Here is an 18,891-nt window from a genome sequence, read left to right on the forward strand (position 1 = left end):
TTATTTATACTGTTTCAAGTTTAAATTTTCCGCATCATCTGCCAGACGAATGGCTGATGCGATTTCAACTGCCATCTTGTGGCTGGCTACATCGTGTACACGCACAACTTCTACACCCTTTCTAGCAGCGATACTAGTCACATGAGCTGAAGCCGTATCACGATTGCGGAAACCAGCTTCAGTTTCTGGGTTTACTTCAAAACCATTTTCTTCCAGAATATTGATGACAAAGCGCTTGCGAGAGACTCCTAAAAAGATAGGATAGCCCATCTCGTGTAATTTATCAAGGTCACGTAGAAGTAGTAGATTTTCCTTTTTGGTCAAGCCAAAGCCAATCCCAGGATCCAGCATGATCTTTTCTTTCGAAATTCCTGCTTTTTCCGCTCTTACTAGAGCACGGTCAAAGAAAGCTGTCATCAATTCTTCTACTGGTAGTTTTTCAAACTCATCTAAGTCTTCCTTTGTAAAAGGCTCTCCAAAGCCAAAATGAGGGAAGATAAGTGAACTAGGGTGCTGAGGGCGTGCCATGACTGGATTAAACATGATAACTACCTGAGCTCCAGCTTTGGCAACCACTTCCGCCATCTTCTCATCTCCCATGAGACCTGTAATGTCATTGACTATATGGGCCCCAGCCTTTAGAGCTGCTTCTGCAACTTGACTTTTCCAAGTGTCTACCGAAATCAGAATATCACTTTCTTGACGGATAGCCTTAATGACTGGAACCACACGTTGGATTTCCTCTTCAATCTCAACATAGCTACTTCCAGGTCGAGTAGACTCTCCACCGATATCTAAAATAGTGGCACCTTCAGCAATCAATTTTCGAGCTTGTTTTAAGGCTTCTTCAATAGCAAAAAATTGGCCCCCATCAGAGAAAGAATCCGGGGTGACATTGATAATACCGCAAATAGCTGTTTTTGTATGATTGTCTCTTTTTTTCACGATTATTACTCAAATTTCATTTAGATTGGTATTCCTCTATTTTACTGTTTTTTTTGGATTCTGTCCAATTATCCCTCGCTACTCTCAAACTTTAAAAGAGCGAAAAAAAGAGTGGGACAGAAATCGGTAATCGTTAGAATTCGATTTCGTCGTCCCACCTCCGCACAGTTGAGTAGGGCTGTAAAAGCTGATGAAATCAGCGTAGTAGAGACCACTCAACCACTGCGTCCTGCTCGAAAATCCAAAGACAATTGAGAGGCTAGGACTTTTGTCCCAGCCTCTTTTTTTATAATCTTATTTTTCAGTCAAAGCTGCAAGTCCTGGAAGAACTTTACCTTCAAGAAGTTCCATTGAAGCTCCACCACCAGTAGAGATCCATGAGAACTTGTCTGCACGACCAAGGTTGATAGCTGCGGCAGCTGAGTCACCACCACCGATGATTGATTTAACACCTGGTTGTTTCACGATAGCGTCCATCACACCGATTGTACCAGCTTGGAAGTCAGGGTTTTCAAATACACCCATTGGTCCGTTCCATACAACTGTTTTAGCACCAGTCAAAGCTTCGTCAAATTTAGCGATAGATTTAGGACCGATATCCAAACCAAGGAATCCTGGGTCTACTGCTTCACCTTCAGTGTCTTTCACTTCAGTGTAGTCAGCAAATGCATTCGCTTCTTTTGAGTCAACTGGCAAGATCAATTTACCGTTTGCTTTTTCAAGAAGAGCTTTAGCAACATCCAATTTGTCTTCTTCTACAAGTGAGTTACCAATTTCGATACCTTGTGCTTTGTAGAATGTGTAAGTCATCCCACCACCGATAAGAACTTTATCAGCTTTTTCAAGCAAGTTTTCGATAACACCGATCTTGTCTGAAACTTTTGAACCACCAAGGATAGCCACGAATGGACGTTCTGGAGCTTCAACTGCTTCTTGGATGTAGGCAATTTCGTTTTCAAGAAGGAATCCAGCAACTGCTTTTTCAACGTTTGCTGAGATACCAACGTTAGATGCGTGTGCACGGTGAGCTGTACCGAATGCATCGTTTACGAAGATACCATCTCCAAGTGATGCCCAGTATTTACCAAGTTCAGGATCGTTTTTAGATTCTTTCTTGCCGTCAACATCTTCGTAACGAGTGTTTTCAACCAAGAGAACTTGTCCATCTTCAAGAGCATTAATCGCTGCTTCCAATTCAGCACCACGAGTAACACCTGGAAGGAATGTAACTTCTTGACCCAATTTAGCAGCCAAGTCAGCCGCTACAGGAGCAAGTGATTTACCTTCTTTATCTGCTTCTTCTTTCACACGTCCAAGGTGAGAGAAGAGGATTGCACGTCCACCCTGTTCAAGAATATACTTGATAGTTGGAAGAGCTGCAGTGATACGGTTGTCGTTAGTAATCACGCCATCTTTTACAGGTACGTTGAAGTCAACACGAACGAGAACTTTTTTCCCTTTCAAGTCAACGTCTTTAACAGTCAATTTTGCCATTAGATATGACTCCTTCTTTTTTTTTACGTGTTAATTATATCACAAAATCAATAAAAGAGATAGCAAAACCTTAAACTTTTCTTGCTCTCTATTACATCTGGCAAAATTGACATTAACTTTGTTTATCAAATAAAACCTTTATCCATTTTCATCTCTAATTAAACCTGTCTTGATACTTTTTATTAAATAACCACTGCAGATTGATCCGAGGTTTGGGCTGGGCTTCAATAACTGGAGCAAAAACTTCTCTAATCTCCTGTTTTATTTCAGATTCATGAATCTCTCTTTTGGGTTGCTCCCCTGATAAATCAGTTACATGGAAAAATCTAAAGGTACTATCAAAAGCTACAGTTACACGATTTTTATGATATAAAAAATTCCCCATAGAGTTAGACAAAACTACTTCGGCTTTGGTATTTTCGATAGCATTTCCTCCATCATCATCGTAGCGAATCCCCTCAATTTTCGGGGTATAAATCGAACCCATATTTTCAAGTAGCATGACTAAGTCGGGCTCTGTCCCCTCCTTATGAGGCATCTGTTGCGCATAGTAGACTGAATAATATTTCAAGTTGCTATAAGCGTATAAACTCAACCCTAAGAATACAACTACCCCTATACTAAATACTAGGATAGTTCCTATAATGATTCCTTTTAATACTTTCATCTCTAATTAAACCTGTCCTGATACTTCATATTAAACAACCACTGAAGATTGATGAGGGGTTTACTTTGTACATCAAGTACCGGTTGAACGGTTTCTCGAATCTCTTCTTTTATTTTTTTTCATCAACTGTAGCTAGATCAATTTTTTTATAATCCTTGTCAATAGCCCACTCAAGCTCAAAATTTTTATTGAATTTATAGGTTACATCGTTTTGATCGCTATAACCATAACCACCAACAAATTCATCAAAATTTGTTGGTTTACCAGTTAGGTTAGTCGAATTTTCAATAAAATTCCTACCATCATTATCGTAGCGAATACCCTCAATTTTCGGGGTATAAATCGAACCCATGTTTTCAATCAACATGACTAAGTCGGGTTCTGTTCCCTCCTTATGAGGCATCCGTTGTGCATAATAGACTGAGTTAGATAGCAAATTAATCGTAGTAACAGCATACATACTCGCTCCTATAAATACTACTAAGCCAATGCTCACTACTACAATGATTACAGCAATTACTACTTTTAATGCTTTCATCTTCTTTTTCCTTTCTTATTCCCAAACCAATTCTTGATGGGAGTAACGATAAATATCTTTTACAACTCAATATATATAATCAATCTTCAAAGCAAAACATGCAGATATCTCACTACAACAATTCTTATGAAATAATAAAAATCTTAACATAAACATTCTAAGAATGCAAAAAGGCAGGAGCCAAAAATAGCTCTTGCCTTTTAATACTATTATCTTGTCAGACGGTAATTTAGAAGTTCAACTTACTCTTCTTTTTTCTTTTGAGCGAGAAGTCCAAAACCACCTAGAACTCCAACCAATCCAAGAGCCAGAAGATTTGTATCTACTCCTTCACCTGTACTTGGAAGTTGTTTTCCTTCAGGTTTTTCAGCTTGTGCTTCTGCTTTTGCTGGTTCCTGCTTAGCTGCTTGTGCTACTGGAGCAAGTGTAAGAGGTTTGTCATCTTGGACATCCACTTTTGACCCAATCTCAACAATCTCAGTTACGGTTTCTTTAACTACTTCTGTCCCCTTAAGACTACGGTTGCCTTCTGCATCGACTTCTACAAGATTTCTACGAAGTCCTTCAACTCCTGCTTGAACCAGACGACGCTCACCTGCTTTAAGACTAGGATTTACTCGTTCTTCATGTCCGTATGCAACTGTTTCTTCCTCAATCACTAGTGCTGGGTTGCTAATGGTCAAATCTTTGACTCCATCCACTGGCTGAACACGACTTTCTACCTTCGTACCAACTTCAGTAATCTCTGCCACTGCTTCTTTGACTACTTCCGTCTTAAGAAGAGTGCGTTTGCCTTTGGCATCAACTTCAATCAGACGACGAGTCTGACCTTCTACACCTGCCTGAACGACTCGACGTTCACCTAACAAGAGGTCTCCTGACGAACGTTCTTGACGCTCGAAGGCTTGAGTTTCTGTTTTAATCACTAACTCAGGTAAAGCTTCAACTGTTGGAGCAGTTTCATCTTCTAAGCTACCTACATGATGGCTTTCTTCTGCAGGAGTTAGTTTCTTATTTAGCTTTTCTTTCATGTCCGCAAATGCTTCTGGACTTGGATTTGTTGAGCCAATGAGAGTTTCTGCTTGAGCGATGATTGGATCATCTGCATTTTTCTCACGAACTTTTTCCAGTAGAGTTTCAAGTTCTTCCTTAGCTGTTTGATAAAGCTGTACACCATTCAAGTCAGAACCTGCTTGTTTCAAGTCGTTCAAGGCTTGGTTAACTGCTTCTTGACTAGCGTCGTGGTTTTCTAGGATAGCTTTTGCTGCTTCAATCTTCTCAACGAGAGCTGCTTGTTTTTCTGCATCCGCAAATGTATAAGCTGTCGTTCCTTTACGTCCTTGAGCAGATGTGATTTCTTGTTTCAGATATTCGTCGTTAATAGCTGCCTTAGGTGAAACTAGGACATCAAACTCGACAGTTTGACCTTGATAGTGCAATTGAAGTTTTTGACGGCCTGTTTTTTGAGAATCATAACCTGTAATTTCGACTCCTTGGTCTGTAAAGTTATGTTCAGTCTCCGTTTCATCATCATACAAGACCTTGAAGCGTCCTTCTGATAAGTCCAGAGCATCGCCTACAAAGTAGTCAATTTTCGGTTGCTTGCTAATATACAAGGCTACGACTTCTTTTGGACCAGTTTCTTCACCAGTGACTTGAACCTTAAAGCTACCTGCAACTGGAAGACCAAGATAGGCTACTGTCAACTCTTGTTCGCCATGGTGGTGAGCATCGTAGCCATTAACAGTAACACCTGCATGACTAAGGTTGATGACTTCGTCTGCTTCTTCACCCTCATATTTAACACGAAGAAGACCACCTTTGAGATTCAATTCCTCACCATCTTGGTAACTTGTCTTTTTAGGTGCTACTTCTAGACTAACAGCCTTAATCTTTCTTTCATCCTGAGGAATTGTTACAGCAAGAGTATTACTGATTTCTTTACCTGGCAATTGTGTACGATAGTAAAGAAGGCTTGGACGTTTTTCAAAGTTTAATGAATCTGTCGCCAAATCTCCTCCAACTACTGTATTTAAAGTAGCGATAGGAGTCTGTGAATCTGCCTTGTCATAGACTGTAATTGTTGCTCCAGCAGGAACTTCTGAGAATCCAAGCTGGATCTTATTGTCCGTCAGAACACGCGCTGCAACTTTAGCCATTGGAATGTTTTGGCTCTCCGTATCAAGAGTTTCATACATCTTCCAGTTGTAGATACGAATGGCTTTCCATGGTGTTCCATTGTCAGACGTGATGACGTTCAAGCGCCATTCTTGCGCAGTGATTGGGCTATCAAGGGTGATATCTGAAACATGGGCTTTATTGCCACGAACAGCTTTAGCTAGTTTCCATTCTCCAGCTTCATCCTTATAGTAGAGGTCAAAATCCTTCGTATTCATCAAACCATCGTTGACAGATTCTCCACCAGCACCGGCATGGTCCATGACCCATCTAACGACACGGCGTGGTTGTGTCAAACGGATATCAACGCTACCACTCAACTGAGCAGAAGACCATTTATCAGATAAGCTAGTGATAGTTCCATTCAACATACCTTCGATACCTTCGCCGCCTTCTGTGTCTGGGAAGGTACTTCCGATAACAGTCGCTCCTGGAACGATATTTTCTGCTAATGGTCTTGGAAGACTTGTGTCTTGGACAGTCATTCCCCACTCAAAGTTTGTAGTTGCTGCTTCAGAACGAAGGCCATTCTTCCCAACTGCGACAACCTTCAACTCTTGACTAGTACCAGTTGCACTAGCTGAACGGCTAACTTTTGGTAGGTAGATCGTAGTGGCAGATGAACCTGTCAATAGGCGCCAAGCATCGCCATCCTTCTCATAAACTTCATAGAAATCAGCATCTTTATTTCCAGTAAATTGGACAATGGCTTCTGCTTCTTGGGCATTTTTAAGGGATTGTTTAGCTACTTTAAGAGCTGTCGGTGCTTGAGGAGCCTCTTGATTATCTGTTACAGTCAACTCACCCAAGTTAAATTGATAGCCCTTGAGGGCAGCAGTATTTTCAAAAGCGAGCTTGATACCGTAAATGGTCTGACCTGCCAATGCACTCAAGTCAAATTCATCTTTTGTCCAATCGTCAGATAGAGTCAGTTCTTTACGAGCATTCTCTCCACCATAAGTATAGTTTTTCTGAGTCGCAAACTCTACATAGACCTTGCTTCCCTTACCACCTTTATGAGCAACACGAAGTTTTGTTTTATCTGTTACTTCCAGTTTTGTAGAGTAGAGACGAACATCTTGGTTGGTATTTTCAGCTAAATCACCCGCAAACTTAAGTGAGTTACCACCATTGTAGGCATCTTCAAAGTCATAGTCAGCTTGAAGTTTAGCACCTGATGAAGTTTGCCACCAGCGCCATGTAGGCAAGATACCTGATACAGAACGATAGTTCCATTCAGAATCCTTAGAAACTTTGCCTTCTACAAACCATTTTTTACCATGTCCTGTGTTAAAGGATGTTGTAAAAGTACGGCCTACTGCTGGTGTACGGTCAGCTACAAGGTTGGCAATTCCGTACCAGTCCTTGTCATCTGGTTTTTGACCAGTTGGATCTCCTTGGTAACCTGTAAAGAAGATATTTTCATTCTTGTGATAGTCTTCTCCTGTCTTACCAAGACTAGTGATAGTATCCGGTGCAAAGAGTCCAAGCGACAAGCGAAGTTTGCCATTTTCATCAAAAAGGGCATCCCATTTCACTTTTGTCTTGTAGGAACCACCTTGTTGCAATTCCAAACCTGCAAAGACATCGTACTGACTACGTCCAAGCCATTTGGCCATAGTTACAGAGTAATCATTTTTCTCTTTGGTCCAGTTAAAGTTGGCAAAGAAGTGATCCGCAGGAACCTTGTCTCCCTCTTTTTCCATGAATGGATAGTTGTACTCGCCTAGTCCATCTTCGTGATATCGACCATATTCATAAGTCATGGCATCATACCAAGAATACTTGACTGGATGGTTGACTTGTGCTGCATATTCCTTAGTATAGAGCATAAAGTCACGCATTTTCTTACCAAGGGGTGCTACGATATCTCCAGTTGTTTCTTGGTTAATAAAGTAACCATCAAATCCATAGTATTTAGCCAAGTCTACCAATTTACGAGCAATAGGGAAAGTTCCGTCTTCGTCTTGTTTAAGGGCTTCGGCAAATTTTTCTTGGTCTGCAATACTATTAGACCAGTTGAAGAAGAGTGTACCCAATACAGGGACACCATTACGGTGACCAGCATCAATCACGTCCGGAGTTGGAACGAGCCCTTCCCAGAAGACCATTGAATTCAAGTATTGCCAGTAGTCAAAAGCATAGGCTTTAAACTCTTCACCACCTACAGAAGCGTGGTCTTTAGCCTTAGAGTTAGTATTAGCAAGGGCTTCGACTTTGGCATCCTTATTGGCTTTTTCATTGATGACATGACCGCGGTAACGCTTAGCTAATTCTACTGAAGAGCGGTTAATAGCGTCATCTTCACGGGCACCTGGTTCCCATTTCAACAGGTCTTCCCAGGTGTCAAACTTAATTTCTTTAGGTCGGAGACTTTTTTCTTCTTTCTTAGGAACATCTGAAACAGTTGCTTTCTCTTCAGCCTTATTTTCTGTAGCCACAGGTTCTTCTTCAACCTTATTTTCTGTAGCTACAGGTACTTCTTCAGCCTTAGGCGCTTCAGCAACCGGACTAGCCACTTCCTTATCAGCTGCAGTCAATTGGTCCAAGGTTGGTTTTTCTTCTGAAATAGGTTGTTCACTAACCTTGTTTTCTGTCTCTTCCAACTGCTTTAATACCTCAGGTGAAGCTGTAGTTGGTTGCTCTGATGTGGCAGGTGATGCTTGCTCTGTAGCCACAGCAGTAGTCCTTGTTTCATTCGCTGGGATTGCAACTTCTTCTGCTAGAGCTTGGTTGGCAAATAAAACCGATCCAATCATCAAAGAGCAGGCACCCACTGATAATTTTCGAATACTATAGCGGCAACGTTTCTCAAAAAATGGATTCTTCATTTTTCTCCTTTCACTTCCAAAAAGTAAGCGCTTTATTTTTATTTTAAAAAAGTAACTGCCCTTAAAATAGCAGAACTGTTCATTTTTATTTTACGATATTTATAAGTAGAGTCAACAGTCATCCTAAAATATCTATAAAGGGGTGAATAAATGATATAAATTAGACAATCAATTGTTTTTTTACTTTTTAATGATATTTTTCTAAAAAAATGCGTTTACTACTTGTTAGATTGCTTAGAATCCTTTAAAATAGAATGGGAGAAATTCCGCGATTAGTTTTCGGAGGGAAAATAAAATGTCCATTAATTGGCAGGAAATTGCATTTCACTTTTTAGGTGGCCTGGGACTATTCTTATATAGTATCAAAACCATGGGGGACGGTTTGCAACAAGCAGCTGGAGATCGTCTTCGATTTTACATTGACAAATATACTAGCAATCCTTTCTTTGGAATTTTAGTTGGAATTGGGATGACTGCCCTGATTCAATCGAGTTCAGGTGTTACGGTTATTACAGTTGGTCTGGTTAGTGCTGGACTATTGACTTTACGTCAGGCCATTGGGATTGTTATGGGAGCCAATATTGGAACAACCGTCACATCCTTTATCATTGGTTTTAAATTGGGAGACTACGCATTACCTATGCTCTTTCTCGGAGCAGTCTGTCTCTTCTTCACAAAAAATAGAACCATCAATAACATCGGACGAATTGTCTTTGGTGTCGGTGGTATCTTCTTTGCCCTCAATCTTATGAGTGGCGCCATGGAACCCCTTAAGGATTTACAAGTCTTTAAAGACTACATGGTAGAACTTAGTAAAAATCCAATCTTGGGTGTTCTTGTCGGAACAGGTTTAACCCTTCTGATTCAAGCCTCCTCAGCGACCATCGGGATTTTACAAAATCTCTACGCTAGCCATCTGATTGACCTTCAAGGAGCCCTACCTGTTCTCTTTGGGGATAACATCGGAACTACCATCACTGCTATTATTGCTTCCTTAGGTGCGAATATTGCAGCCAAACGTGTGGCAGCAGCCCATGTGGCCTTCAACGTTATCGGGACTGTGATCTGTATTATCTTCCTCGTTCCATTTACATCTTTAATCCAATGGTTTGAGAGTTTCTTAAATCTGGCTCCAGAAATGACCATTGCCTTTGCCCACGGAACCTTCAACATTACCAACACGATTATACAGTTCCCATTCATCGGAGCTCTTGCCTTCATCGTAACTAAACTCATCCCTGGTGAAGATGAAGTTGTCAAATACGAACCTCTCTACCTTGATGAGCAACTGATCAAACAAGCTCCATCTATCGCTCTTGGAAATGCTAAAAAAGAACTGCTACACTTGGGTAATTATGCTGCGAAAGCTTTTGACCTCTCTTACGACTATATCATCAACTCTAATGAAAAAGTTGCTGAAAAGGGACATAAGACTGAAGAAGCCATCAATACCATTGATGAGCAATTGACGCGCTACCTCATTAGTCTATCTAGTGAAGCATTGAGTCAAAAAGAGAGTGAAGTCTTAACCAACATCCTCGACTCTTCACGAGATTTGGAACGTATCGGAGACCACGCTGAAGCTTTGATCAATCTTAACGATTACTTGCAACGCAAGAATGTTCAATTCTCTGAGGCTGCATTAGAGGAGCTAGCTGAGATTTATCTTAAAACGAGCGAATTTGTCAAGGATGCTCTTGAAAGTGTAGAAAACAACGACCTTGAGAAAGCTCAAGCTCTTATCGAACGACACGAAGACATCAACAAGATGGAACGTGTCCTCCGTAAGACTCATATTAAACGTCTTAATAACGGTGAATGTTCTACTCAAGCAGGTGTTAACTTTATCGATATTATTTCACACTATACTCGTGTATCAGACCACGCTATGAACCTTGCCGAAAAGGTTCTAGCAGAACAAATTTAATAGATAAGAAGCCACCTTGACTTAGGTGGTTTTTTCGTCTCTTATTTGAGAGTCTCTTTTCTAATGGATAGAAAAATGCTTTGATTCACAATGGAATCAAAGCATTTTAAATAGTTCCCCAATCATAAGGGCAGAGGCAGCAGAACCCCTGTACTTGGCTTCCTCTCTTTTGATAAAGCGGGCCAGATTGACTAACTCTGGTGCTGGTGTTTTAGGGTTCTTGAGCAGTTCAAGAGTAACCAGACCTGAAAGACGCACCGCTAGCAACCGCTCATTGATGCTTGGTAATTGCTTAGCAGTCTCTACAAGTGCAACCACTAAATCTTCACTAAGATTCTGACGGGCATTGTTGTAAAGATCCCGAATCAAGGTTTCTAGGTTTGGTTCTTCCATCCCTATCACCTCCCTCTTTGCTGTTTAATAATTTTTAATCAAATCTACAGTAGAGCGATCCAATTTTTTAACCAGGGCTTGTAAGAAAGCTTGTGCTTCAAGGAAATCATCCATAGCGTAGAGTGTTTGGTGTGAGTGGATATAACGAGCACAGACACCAATTGTTGTTGATGGTACACCACCATTTTTCAGATGAGCTGCCCCGGCGTCAGTTCCACCTTTTCCACAGTAGTATTGATATTTGATTCCAGCTTCTTCAGCAGTTGTCAAAAGGAAATCTTTCATGCCTGGGAGAAGCAAGTGACCTGGGTCGTAGAAACGAATCAAGGTTCCATCACCAATCTTACCTTGACCACCATAAACATCACCAGCTGGTGAACAATCCACAGCAAGAAATACTTCTGGGTCAAATTTTGTTGTTGATGCGTGGGCTCCACGAAGGCCAACTTCTTCTTGGACGTTAGCCCCAAGGTAAAGTTCATTTCCTAGTTTTTGACCTGATAAGTTTTCAGCCAACTCGCTAACCATGAGAACACCATAACGGTTATCCCATGCTTTTGAGATGATATTTTTTTCATTAGCAGTTAGGATTGTGCTACTATCTGGAACAATTGTGTCTCCAGGACGGACACCAAAACTTTCAGCCTCAGCCTTATCAGCAAAACCACCATCAAAAACGATATCTGAAATAGCTGGCATGGTTGGGCCACCTGTGCCACGAGTCAAATGTGGAGGAACTGAACCCGAAATTACCGGTATTTCACGTCCTTGGCGCGTGAAGAGTTTAAAGCGTTGGCTGCTAACAACCATTGGGTTCCAACCACCAATGCTGACTACTCGGAAGGTCCCATCTGCTTTGATTTCACTAACCATGAAACCAACTTCATCCATGTGAGAGGCTACCAAAACACGAGGTGCATTTTCAACTTCTGAGTGTTTAACCCCAAAAATGCCCCCCAAGCCATCAGTCACAACTTTATCCACGTGAGGTGTTATTTTTTCACGAAGATAAGCACGTACAGGCGCTTCGTGACCTGAGATAGCAGAAAGCTCTGTTACTTCTTTGATTTTAGAAAATAATGTTGTCATTTTAGTCCCTTCTTTCTTTCAACCATTTTACCACTTTTTATAGGAGAACGGTAGTAGAAATCGATATTTTACCCAGCAAATTACTCCTTGAAACAAAAAAAGAGAGTGGGACAGAAATCGGTCATTCGTTAGAATTCGATTTCGTCGTCCCACCTCCGCACAGTTGAGTAATACTCAATGAAAATTAAAGAGCAAACTAGGAAGCTAGCCGCAAGCTGTACTTGAGTACGGTAAGGCGACGCTGACGTGGTTTGAATTTGATTTTCGAAGAGTATAAGGCTGTAAAAGCTGATGAAATCAGCCTAGTAGAACCCACTCAACCACTGCGTCTTGCTCGACAATCCAAAGACAATTGAGAGGCTAGGACTTTTGTCCTAGCCTCTTTTTACTTTGAATTTCTCTTTAAAGAAAAGTGGTCCGGAACAGGATCCTTACCTATTTCAGACCAAGGATGACATCGTAAAATCCGTGCCAATCCCATGAGAACCCCCTTAAATCCATGCTTTTCAATAGCCTGAATCATGTAGTTTGAACAGCTTGGTTCAAATCTACAAGAAGGCGGAAAAGCCGGGGATATAAAGCGTTGGTAAAATCGCACAGGCGCAATTAACATTCTTTTCATTATTTCTTGGTTACAGCCATAGTATGTAGTTGGCTAATTTCCTTTTTATTGAGACGACGGGATTCACCTGGACGGAGACCTGTCAAGTCTAGGTGTCCAAAACGGGTCCGTGACAACTTGTCAACTTGAAGACCTACAGCTTCAAACATTTTTTTAACTTGGTGGTTACGTCCTTCATGGATGGTCAATTGAACAACTGAGCGGTTTTTAACTGGGTCCACTTTGAGAATTTCATAGACAGCTGGCTTGGTTTTCTTGCCATCAATCTCAACTCCTCGAGTCAAGGGGCGAAGGTTTTCTTTGTTGGCAATCCCTTTTACACGCGCAACATAGACCTTGTCAATCTCGTTACGAGGGTGAATCATCTCGTCTGTAAAATCCCCATCATTGGTCAAAATCAGAACACCTGAGGTATCCCAGTCCAAACGTCCTACAGGGTAAATACGTTCTTTCACATGAGGCAAAAGGTCGACAACAGTCTTGCGGTTCTTGTCATCCGTTACACTCGAAATCACTCCACGTGGTTTGTTAAGCAGATAGTAGACCTTTTCTTCATTATAGATTGGTTGACCGTCAACTTCGACCTTGTCACCAGACTTGATAGTAGTCGCTAGTTCACGCACCACCTGACCGTTAACAGTCACCAAGCCTTGCTTGATCAACTCCTCTGCTTTTCTCCTACTGGCCACTCCTGCGTGGGCAATATACTTATTGATTCTCATCTTCTTCTATCCTTTCACCAAATAATTGACTTTCTTGAGCTTGAATCTCAAGCTCTTCAATCTCAGGCAATTCTTCCAAATGGTTAATACCCATGTAATCTAGAAAATAATCCGTAGTTACATAGAGATTAGGGCGACCAAGAACTTCTTTCTTTCCATCTTCTCGTATCAAGTCAAAGGCCTGTAACTTAGCCAAGGCCCCGCTCGAATTAACCCCACGAATAGCGTCGATTTCGATACGTGTGATTGGCTGCTTGTAGGCAATGATGGACAAGGTTTCAAGCGCAGCCCGAGATAGACTCTGATTGATTGGCGCCTTCGAATATTCTTTCAAAACATCCGCAAATTGAGGCTTGGTCACCAATCTGTAGGCACCACCCGTCTCAATCAGGGCCAGACTAGAATCCTGGTCTTTTTCATACTTTTTGGCTAATTTTTCAAGACTCTGCTGAACCCCTGTTGGTGGTAGCGATAAGAGTTCTGCCAATTGACGAGCCCTAATCCCATCTTCACCAGACACAAACAGGAGTGCTTCTATTTTTGCTAAAGTACTCATACTTCCTCTCTATCAAGCCTGACTCTGCTCTACTTGATTTTCCTCATTCTTTTTTATGAGATAGATATCTCCAAAACTCTCTTTTTGAATCAAGAGAATTTCTTGGGTTTTAATCAACTCCAAGGTTGCTAAAAAGAGGGTAATGACCTCTTGTAAATCCTTGGTTTCTTTAAACAAATCCTGCAAGCACAATTGTTGACCTTCAACCAAAGCTTCTCGGACGATCAGCATCATATCCTCAATCTTATACTCATCTCGTAAAATAGTTGTATGATTTTTTGAGAATTCTTCCTTTTTCTTGGTCAGTAAGGTTGAAAAGGCTAAGAAAAGATCAATCGTCGTCTTATCATGCACAAGTTCTGCATCCTCATAGATCAACTCTGTCGGTGCTTTTGAGTAATATTGAGCTCGTTCCTGGTGCTTCACTTCCAACTGCTCTCCCAAAAGTTTAAATTTACGGTATTCCTCAATCTGAGAAAGGAGATCCTGCTCTAGGTCATCCTCCAAATCCGTCACTTCCGCAACCTTTGGCAAGAGCTTACGACTTTTAATCAGCATCAGTTGGCTAGCCATCACCATGTATTCGCCTGCAACTTCTAAACGCATAGCTTGTAATGTCGAGATATAGGCTAGATATTGCTCGATAACCTCTGTGATCGGCACATCATAGATATCCATCTGATACTTTGAAACCAAGTGTAGGAGCAAGTCCAAAGGCCCTTCAAAATCTTTTAATTTAATATCCATTATCTATATTTTTCTAAGGTCATGACTGTCTTTAATCCTAACTTTTTAGCGATTTCGTACAAGTCAACCTTTTCTTCAATTTGTCTCAGTATAAACTGTTCTCTCAAGCCTTGAGCCGATAAATCTGAAAAACCTTTTTCCTTTAGAAAGGCTTCTAACTGACGAAAGGCCCACTGACGGGAGTATGGTTTCCCAGTTTTTTCAAAGAGATAGGTCTGCCCCATCAAGGGTTCTAACTCTGCAAGCAAGTTTGTAGGAAGACTCAAGACTCTTTGCTGAGAGGCTTTATTAATTCTCAATACTTGAAAGTCTAGATTCACATCACTTGTTTTTAAGGCTAGAATCTCACTCGGCAAGAGGCCTAATTCCACTATCAATAAGGCTATCAAACGTCCTTCTGGATAGGTGCTTTCTTGCCAAAAAGAACTCAAATCTAAAAGTTCTGACTTGACTTGTTTTTTCTCAGCCTGCTTTGGCAATTCCAAACGATAAAAGCTAGCAACCTTTCCTTTCTGGTATAAAAAGTACAGGAATTGGTTGCAGGCAGAAACTTTGCGCTTTTGGGCACTCATTTTAAAATTTGATAATTGAGCTTGGTAGATTTTTAAACTTGTCTCTGAAATTTGTTTTCCAACAAAATCCAAAAACTGCTCCAAATCATACTTATAAGACTGCTTAGAATTACTAGATAGATTTTGCTTTTCTTCTAAAAATACTGAAATCCATTCTCTCATTTGCTTCGAATCTCATATTCCTTACTAAAATCATGCAGAAGGGCATTGACAGCCTTAAGGATTGATTTCCGTGTAATAATCCCTTGGAAAATTCCATCCTTATCAACAACTGGTAGGAAAGATTCATCCACTAACTTATGTAAAACATCTGTCAATGTATAATCTGGAGCTACCACTGCAACATCCTTCTTGGTCATGTGTACGATATCCGTATCTGCCATGGCTTCCTGACTCAATCCCTGCTCCATCTGGTAAGCAAGAATATCTCTAAGACCAATAGTTCCGACGAATTTTTTCTCATCCGTCACGACTGGTACTCTGGTATAGGTCATCTGGCTAAGGAGGAGAGTTGCATGATCTGCATTGTGAGTATCAATGAGCACAGCCAAATTTTCAGCAGGAGTTAAAAAGGTTTCCTCTTGCTCCAGTAAAAACTGTTCAAATTCTTTGGCAATCATCGAGCAAACTCCTTGGACAAGCCTGGATAAACCTCATGGTCACGGGTCAAAAAGTCCACTTTAAAGTAGCTATCATCAATCTCCACACGAGCGTAGAGACATTCTCTGATAGTTCCACGTGGTTGACTGATTGAACCAGGATTTAGAAAGAGAGTCTTCCCTTCCATCCAAGCACTTGGAACATGCAAGTGCCCATAAAGACAGATATCTGCGTCTTCCTCTTGAGCCCAGAAATCAAGCTTTTGGAAATTGAAGTTAATATCAAATAAGTGTCCATGAGTCTGGATAATCTTGGTAGGACCCAGTTGAGTCACTAAGCGTTCTGGATAGTCTGAATAAAAATCCATGTTTCCTCTGACTACCTGAATCCCTTCCCAGAGTGGTGAATCTGGGCGAAGTTCCGAGTCACCATCGTGAAAAATAGCATCGACTTTTCCAAGATAGCGGTCACGTATTTCTTCTACAATCAAGCTATCTCCGTGGGAGTCACTCATTACAATGATGGTTTGCTTTGCCATGATGGAAATACCTCCAAAAGTTTCTTAACGGCTAAGGCACGGTGGGATTGACTATTTTTTTCTTCAAGGGTTAATTCGGCTGATGATTTACCAGTTTCTCCTACTAAGAAGAGCGGATCATAGCCAAAACCATTTTCACCCTTAGGTTCAAAGTTAATGTAACCTGGCCAGTCAGCTTCGACGACCAAGCTTTCCTTACCTGGGCTAGCAACGACCAAGGTTGTGTGAAATTGAGCTGAGCGGTCCTTGAGATCAAAGACCATGGCTAATTCGTGCAAGAGTTTGGCATTGTTTTCTTGGTCAGTGGCCCCTACTCCTGCGAATCGAGCCGACCAAACGCCTGGTAGACCACCAAGCACATCGACTTTGAGTCCAGAGTCATCAGCTAAAACCATCTTACCTGTTAATTGGGAAATAGTTTCTGCTTTGAGGCGGGCATTTTCTTCGAAGGTCATACCCGTTTCAGCAACTTCAGGTAGGTCTGGATAATTATTGAGATTTTCCACATCATAGCCTAGCTTATCAAAGATGGCACGAAACTCCTTGGTCTTACCTTCGTTACGAGTTGCTATGAGTAAGGTTTCTCTGACCTTGCTTGTCTGAAAGAAGGCTTCTACATCCACTCCTTCTTTGGGCAATTCTACATGCAAGAGTTTCCCATTTTCAACCAAAAGCAGAGCTCCCTGACGCTGAATGACTTCTAAATCGCGTCCTGCCTCCTGGTTGAGTATATCTACCACAAATGAGAGTAAGCGATAAAGAGAACCATAGCGTAAAACAGTGACTGAAAGTGGAAAGCCTCGCTCCTCATCTCGAAAGATTTTAGCCATTTCAGTAAGAGGAAAATCTAACTCATCATCAGTCAAGGTCCTAATGCCACCAAAAACACTATAGGAGCCTACATACCAGTCCTGGGCATCCTTGTATTCATAAATTTTGTTTGTCATAATGTTACATGCTCCACATGAATCTCTTTTTCTAGCCATTCTGCACCAATCTGGGCAAAACTCTGACTATTCGCTGTTGTATAAAATCGGTGTTGCAGCGGGCCTGCATCACGGCTACGATTGATTTCAAAATAATTGAGCAAGACAGAGATGTCCCGCACACACTCCGCTCCACTATCAATCAGTTGAACCTTAGGCCCCATGACATTTTGAATAATGGGTCTGAGAAGCGGATAATGAGTACAGCCCAAAATCAGGCTGTCCACTTTTCCGACCAAGGGACGTAGAGTTTCATAGACTACTTTCTTGGTCACACTGGTTGAAAGTGCACCTGACTCAACCAAAGGAGCAAATTTGGGACAGGCCAAACTTTCCACTTGCAAATCCGGATCTAGATCATGGATTTTTTGACGATAGATGTCTGATTGTACCGTCATCGGTGTTCCAATCACACCAATTTTCCCACCTTGGCTAGATTTGATAGCCGCTGAAGCCCCAGGCAAGATGACACCCAGTACAGGAATATCCAACTTGGACTTGATTTCTTCCCAGACGACCGCAGTCGCAGTATTACAGGCAATGACAATCATCTTGACATCCTTGGTCAAAAGAAAGTTGACCAGTTGCCAAGTATATTCACGAATTTGCTCAGCAGGACGAGGACCATAGGGTGCCCGTGCTGAATCTCCAATATAGACGATTTCTTCGTGAGGAAGCTGGCGCATGAGCTCACGTACAACGGTTAAGCCTCCAACACCCGAATCCAAAAAACCAATTGGTCGATTATCCATACAGTCTTCTTTCTAGTCTTATTTTTCTAATTGATAGTTCATTATCATTATATTTCTTACCGAAATTTTTGACAGTCTGTGAAGTCCCAACTGTCTCCCTCTTAATCATAATCAAATATCAATAGAATGCAAGGAAAAAGTCTTCGCTCTAAATATCAGTTGAACATAGTGAGAAGTCTGGAATTTTCATCCCAGACTTTTCCTATTTATTTCTTTTTATTGTTAGCAAGGGCTGCTTTTTGTTGGCGAATGATTTGGTGGTAAACTTGTTGTACCTTAGCTTCGCTTGGTTTTTGACCATTTGCACTCAAAAGAGTACGAACTGCTTCGGCATTCAAACGTGGGTTATCCGCAAATTCTTTTTCGATTTGCTTACGTACCAAGTACATTCCTCCAAGTGCTCCACCTAGAAAAGCTAAAACAATCAATACAATTGCTAAAATAAGGTCCATAATATTTCTCCTGTTTCTTTTTGAATCTTCTATATTATACCATAAAGTCCCACGTCTGACTAGTTTGATTTACGCTTTCAAAAGGGTAGGGCATTACTCAGATTCTTTTTCAGCTCTGATCTTTTTTAATTCAATAAAATTAAAAAAGAACTAAAATTTGGTAAAATAATTCAGTTTTTCCTAAAAAACCTTGCATTGGATTGATTTATTTGCTATATTAAGATTATACAAAACAAAGGAAACATCTTTCTGCAAGGCTTATTTTTTTACAAGAAAATGTAT

At 41.0% G+C, this 18,891-nt stretch carries 17 protein-coding genes and 1 pseudogene; 1 reads left to right on the forward strand and 17 read right to left on the reverse strand.

All coding sequences use genetic code 11. The features are described 5' to 3' along the window. From folP to QM382_RS05435, 5 genes and pseudogenes are all read right to left on the reverse strand, one after another. The gene (gene folP / locus QM382_RS05415) at nt 1-945 is read right to left on the reverse strand and encodes a dihydropteroate synthase (RefSeq protein ID WP_414272698.1); all 945 of its coding nucleotides are present in this window, start codon (nt 943-945) and stop codon (nt 1-3) included. Between the two features lie 294 nt (nt 946-1,239). After that, a complete protein-coding gene (locus QM382_RS05420) occupies nt 1,240-2,439 on the reverse strand; it encodes a phosphoglycerate kinase (protein ID WP_006151517.1) in 1,200 nt (399 codons plus the stop codon). A gap of 154 nt (nt 2,440-2,593) precedes the next feature. After that, nucleotides 2,594-3,106 (reverse strand): hypothetical protein, encoded by a 513-nt coding sequence (locus tag QM382_RS05425; protein ID WP_414272699.1) that lies wholly within the window; start codon nt 3,104-3,106, stop codon nt 2,594-2,596. Nucleotides 3,107-3,108: 2 nt separating this feature from the next. Beyond that, a pseudogene (locus QM382_RS05430) lies at nt 3,109-3,644 on the reverse strand (hypothetical protein). Nucleotides 3,645-3,886: 242 nt separating this feature from the next. Beyond that, nucleotides 3,887-8,653 carry an endo-beta-N-acetylglucosaminidase gene (locus QM382_RS05435; RefSeq protein ID WP_414272700.1) on the reverse strand — a complete coding sequence of 1,589 codons (4,767 nt, stop codon included), beginning with the start codon at nt 8,651-8,653 and terminating at the stop codon, nt 3,887-3,889. A 295-nt stretch (nt 8,654-8,948) separates the two neighbouring features. Between QM382_RS05435 and QM382_RS05440 the strand changes: the two genes are divergently transcribed. Continuing rightward, nucleotides 8,949-10,580, forward strand: coding sequence for a Na/Pi cotransporter family protein (locus QM382_RS05440; protein WP_414272701.1), 1,632 nt, complete (start codon nt 8,949-8,951; stop codon nt 10,578-10,580). Between the two features lie 96 nt (nt 10,581-10,676). On the opposite strand, the gene QM382_RS05445 is transcribed toward QM382_RS05440, so the two are convergent. The 12 genes from QM382_RS05445 to QM382_RS05500 all read right to left on the reverse strand — a co-directional run bounded on the left by QM382_RS05445 (nt 10,677) and on the right by QM382_RS05500 (nt 18,609). Then, nucleotides 10,677-10,973 carry a bacteriocin immunity protein gene (locus QM382_RS05445; protein ID WP_263394050.1) on the reverse strand — a complete coding sequence of 99 codons (297 nt, stop codon included), beginning with the start codon at nt 10,971-10,973 and terminating at the stop codon, nt 10,677-10,679. 24 nt (nt 10,974-10,997) lie between these two features. Next, nucleotides 10,998-12,062: a glutamyl aminopeptidase gene (gene pepA, locus QM382_RS05450; RefSeq protein WP_414272702.1), complete on the reverse strand. Its 1,065-nt coding sequence runs from the start codon at nt 12,060-12,062 to the stop codon at nt 10,998-11,000. 385 nt (nt 12,063-12,447) lie between these two features. Continuing rightward, entirely contained in the window at nt 12,448-12,684 is a 237-nt protein-coding gene (gene yidD, locus QM382_RS05455) for a membrane protein insertion efficiency factor YidD (protein ID WP_083312325.1), read from the reverse strand. Further along, the gene (locus tag QM382_RS05460; RefSeq protein ID WP_414272703.1) at nt 12,684-13,406 is read right to left on the reverse strand and encodes a pseudouridine synthase; all 723 of its coding nucleotides are present in this window, start codon (nt 13,404-13,406) and stop codon (nt 12,684-12,686) included. Before QM382_RS05460 ends, yidD begins: the two co-directional genes overlap by 1 nt. After that, complete coding sequence (gene scpB, locus QM382_RS05465) at nt 13,393-13,962, reverse strand: SMC-Scp complex subunit ScpB (RefSeq protein WP_414272704.1); 570 nt, start codon at nt 13,960-13,962, stop codon at nt 13,393-13,395. Before scpB ends, QM382_RS05460 begins: the two co-directional genes overlap by 14 nt. A gap of 12 nt (nt 13,963-13,974) precedes the next feature. Further along, nucleotides 13,975-14,709: a segregation/condensation protein A gene (locus QM382_RS05470; RefSeq protein WP_414272705.1), complete on the reverse strand. Its 735-nt coding sequence runs from the start codon at nt 14,707-14,709 to the stop codon at nt 13,975-13,977. Next, complete coding sequence (gene xerD / locus QM382_RS05475; protein ID WP_414272706.1) at nt 14,709-15,443, reverse strand: site-specific tyrosine recombinase XerD; 735 nt, start codon at nt 15,441-15,443, stop codon at nt 14,709-14,711. The genes QM382_RS05470 and xerD overlap by 1 nt, the downstream gene beginning before the upstream one ends. Continuing rightward, nucleotides 15,440-15,901, reverse strand: coding sequence for a cyclic-di-AMP-binding protein CbpB (cbpB, locus tag QM382_RS05480; RefSeq protein ID WP_414272707.1), 462 nt, complete (start codon nt 15,899-15,901; stop codon nt 15,440-15,442). The genes xerD and cbpB overlap by 4 nt, the downstream gene beginning before the upstream one ends. Continuing rightward, nucleotides 15,898-16,419 carry a metallophosphoesterase gene (locus tag QM382_RS05485; protein WP_045614638.1) on the reverse strand — a complete coding sequence of 174 codons (522 nt, stop codon included), beginning with the start codon at nt 16,417-16,419 and terminating at the stop codon, nt 15,898-15,900. Before QM382_RS05485 ends, cbpB begins: the two co-directional genes overlap by 4 nt. Continuing rightward, nucleotides 16,395-17,366: a nucleoside-triphosphate diphosphatase gene (locus QM382_RS05490; protein ID WP_414272708.1), complete on the reverse strand. Its 972-nt coding sequence runs from the start codon at nt 17,364-17,366 to the stop codon at nt 16,395-16,397. The genes QM382_RS05485 and QM382_RS05490 overlap by 25 nt, the downstream gene beginning before the upstream one ends. Beyond that, nucleotides 17,363-18,157, reverse strand: coding sequence for a glutamate racemase (racE, locus tag QM382_RS05495; protein WP_263394058.1), 795 nt, complete (start codon nt 18,155-18,157; stop codon nt 17,363-17,365). Before racE ends, QM382_RS05490 begins: the two co-directional genes overlap by 4 nt. Before the next feature lie 206 nt (nt 18,158-18,363). Next, nucleotides 18,364-18,609, reverse strand: a complete 246-nt coding sequence (locus tag QM382_RS05500; protein WP_004251708.1) for a YneF family protein — start codon at nt 18,607-18,609, stop codon at nt 18,364-18,366. Nucleotides 18,610-18,891 lie beyond the last annotated feature (282 nt).

Source organism: Streptococcus infantis (genome assembly GCF_047465185.1).
In the GTDB taxonomy this organism is placed as follows: domain Bacteria; phylum Bacillota; class Bacilli; order Lactobacillales; family Streptococcaceae; genus Streptococcus; species Streptococcus infantis_O.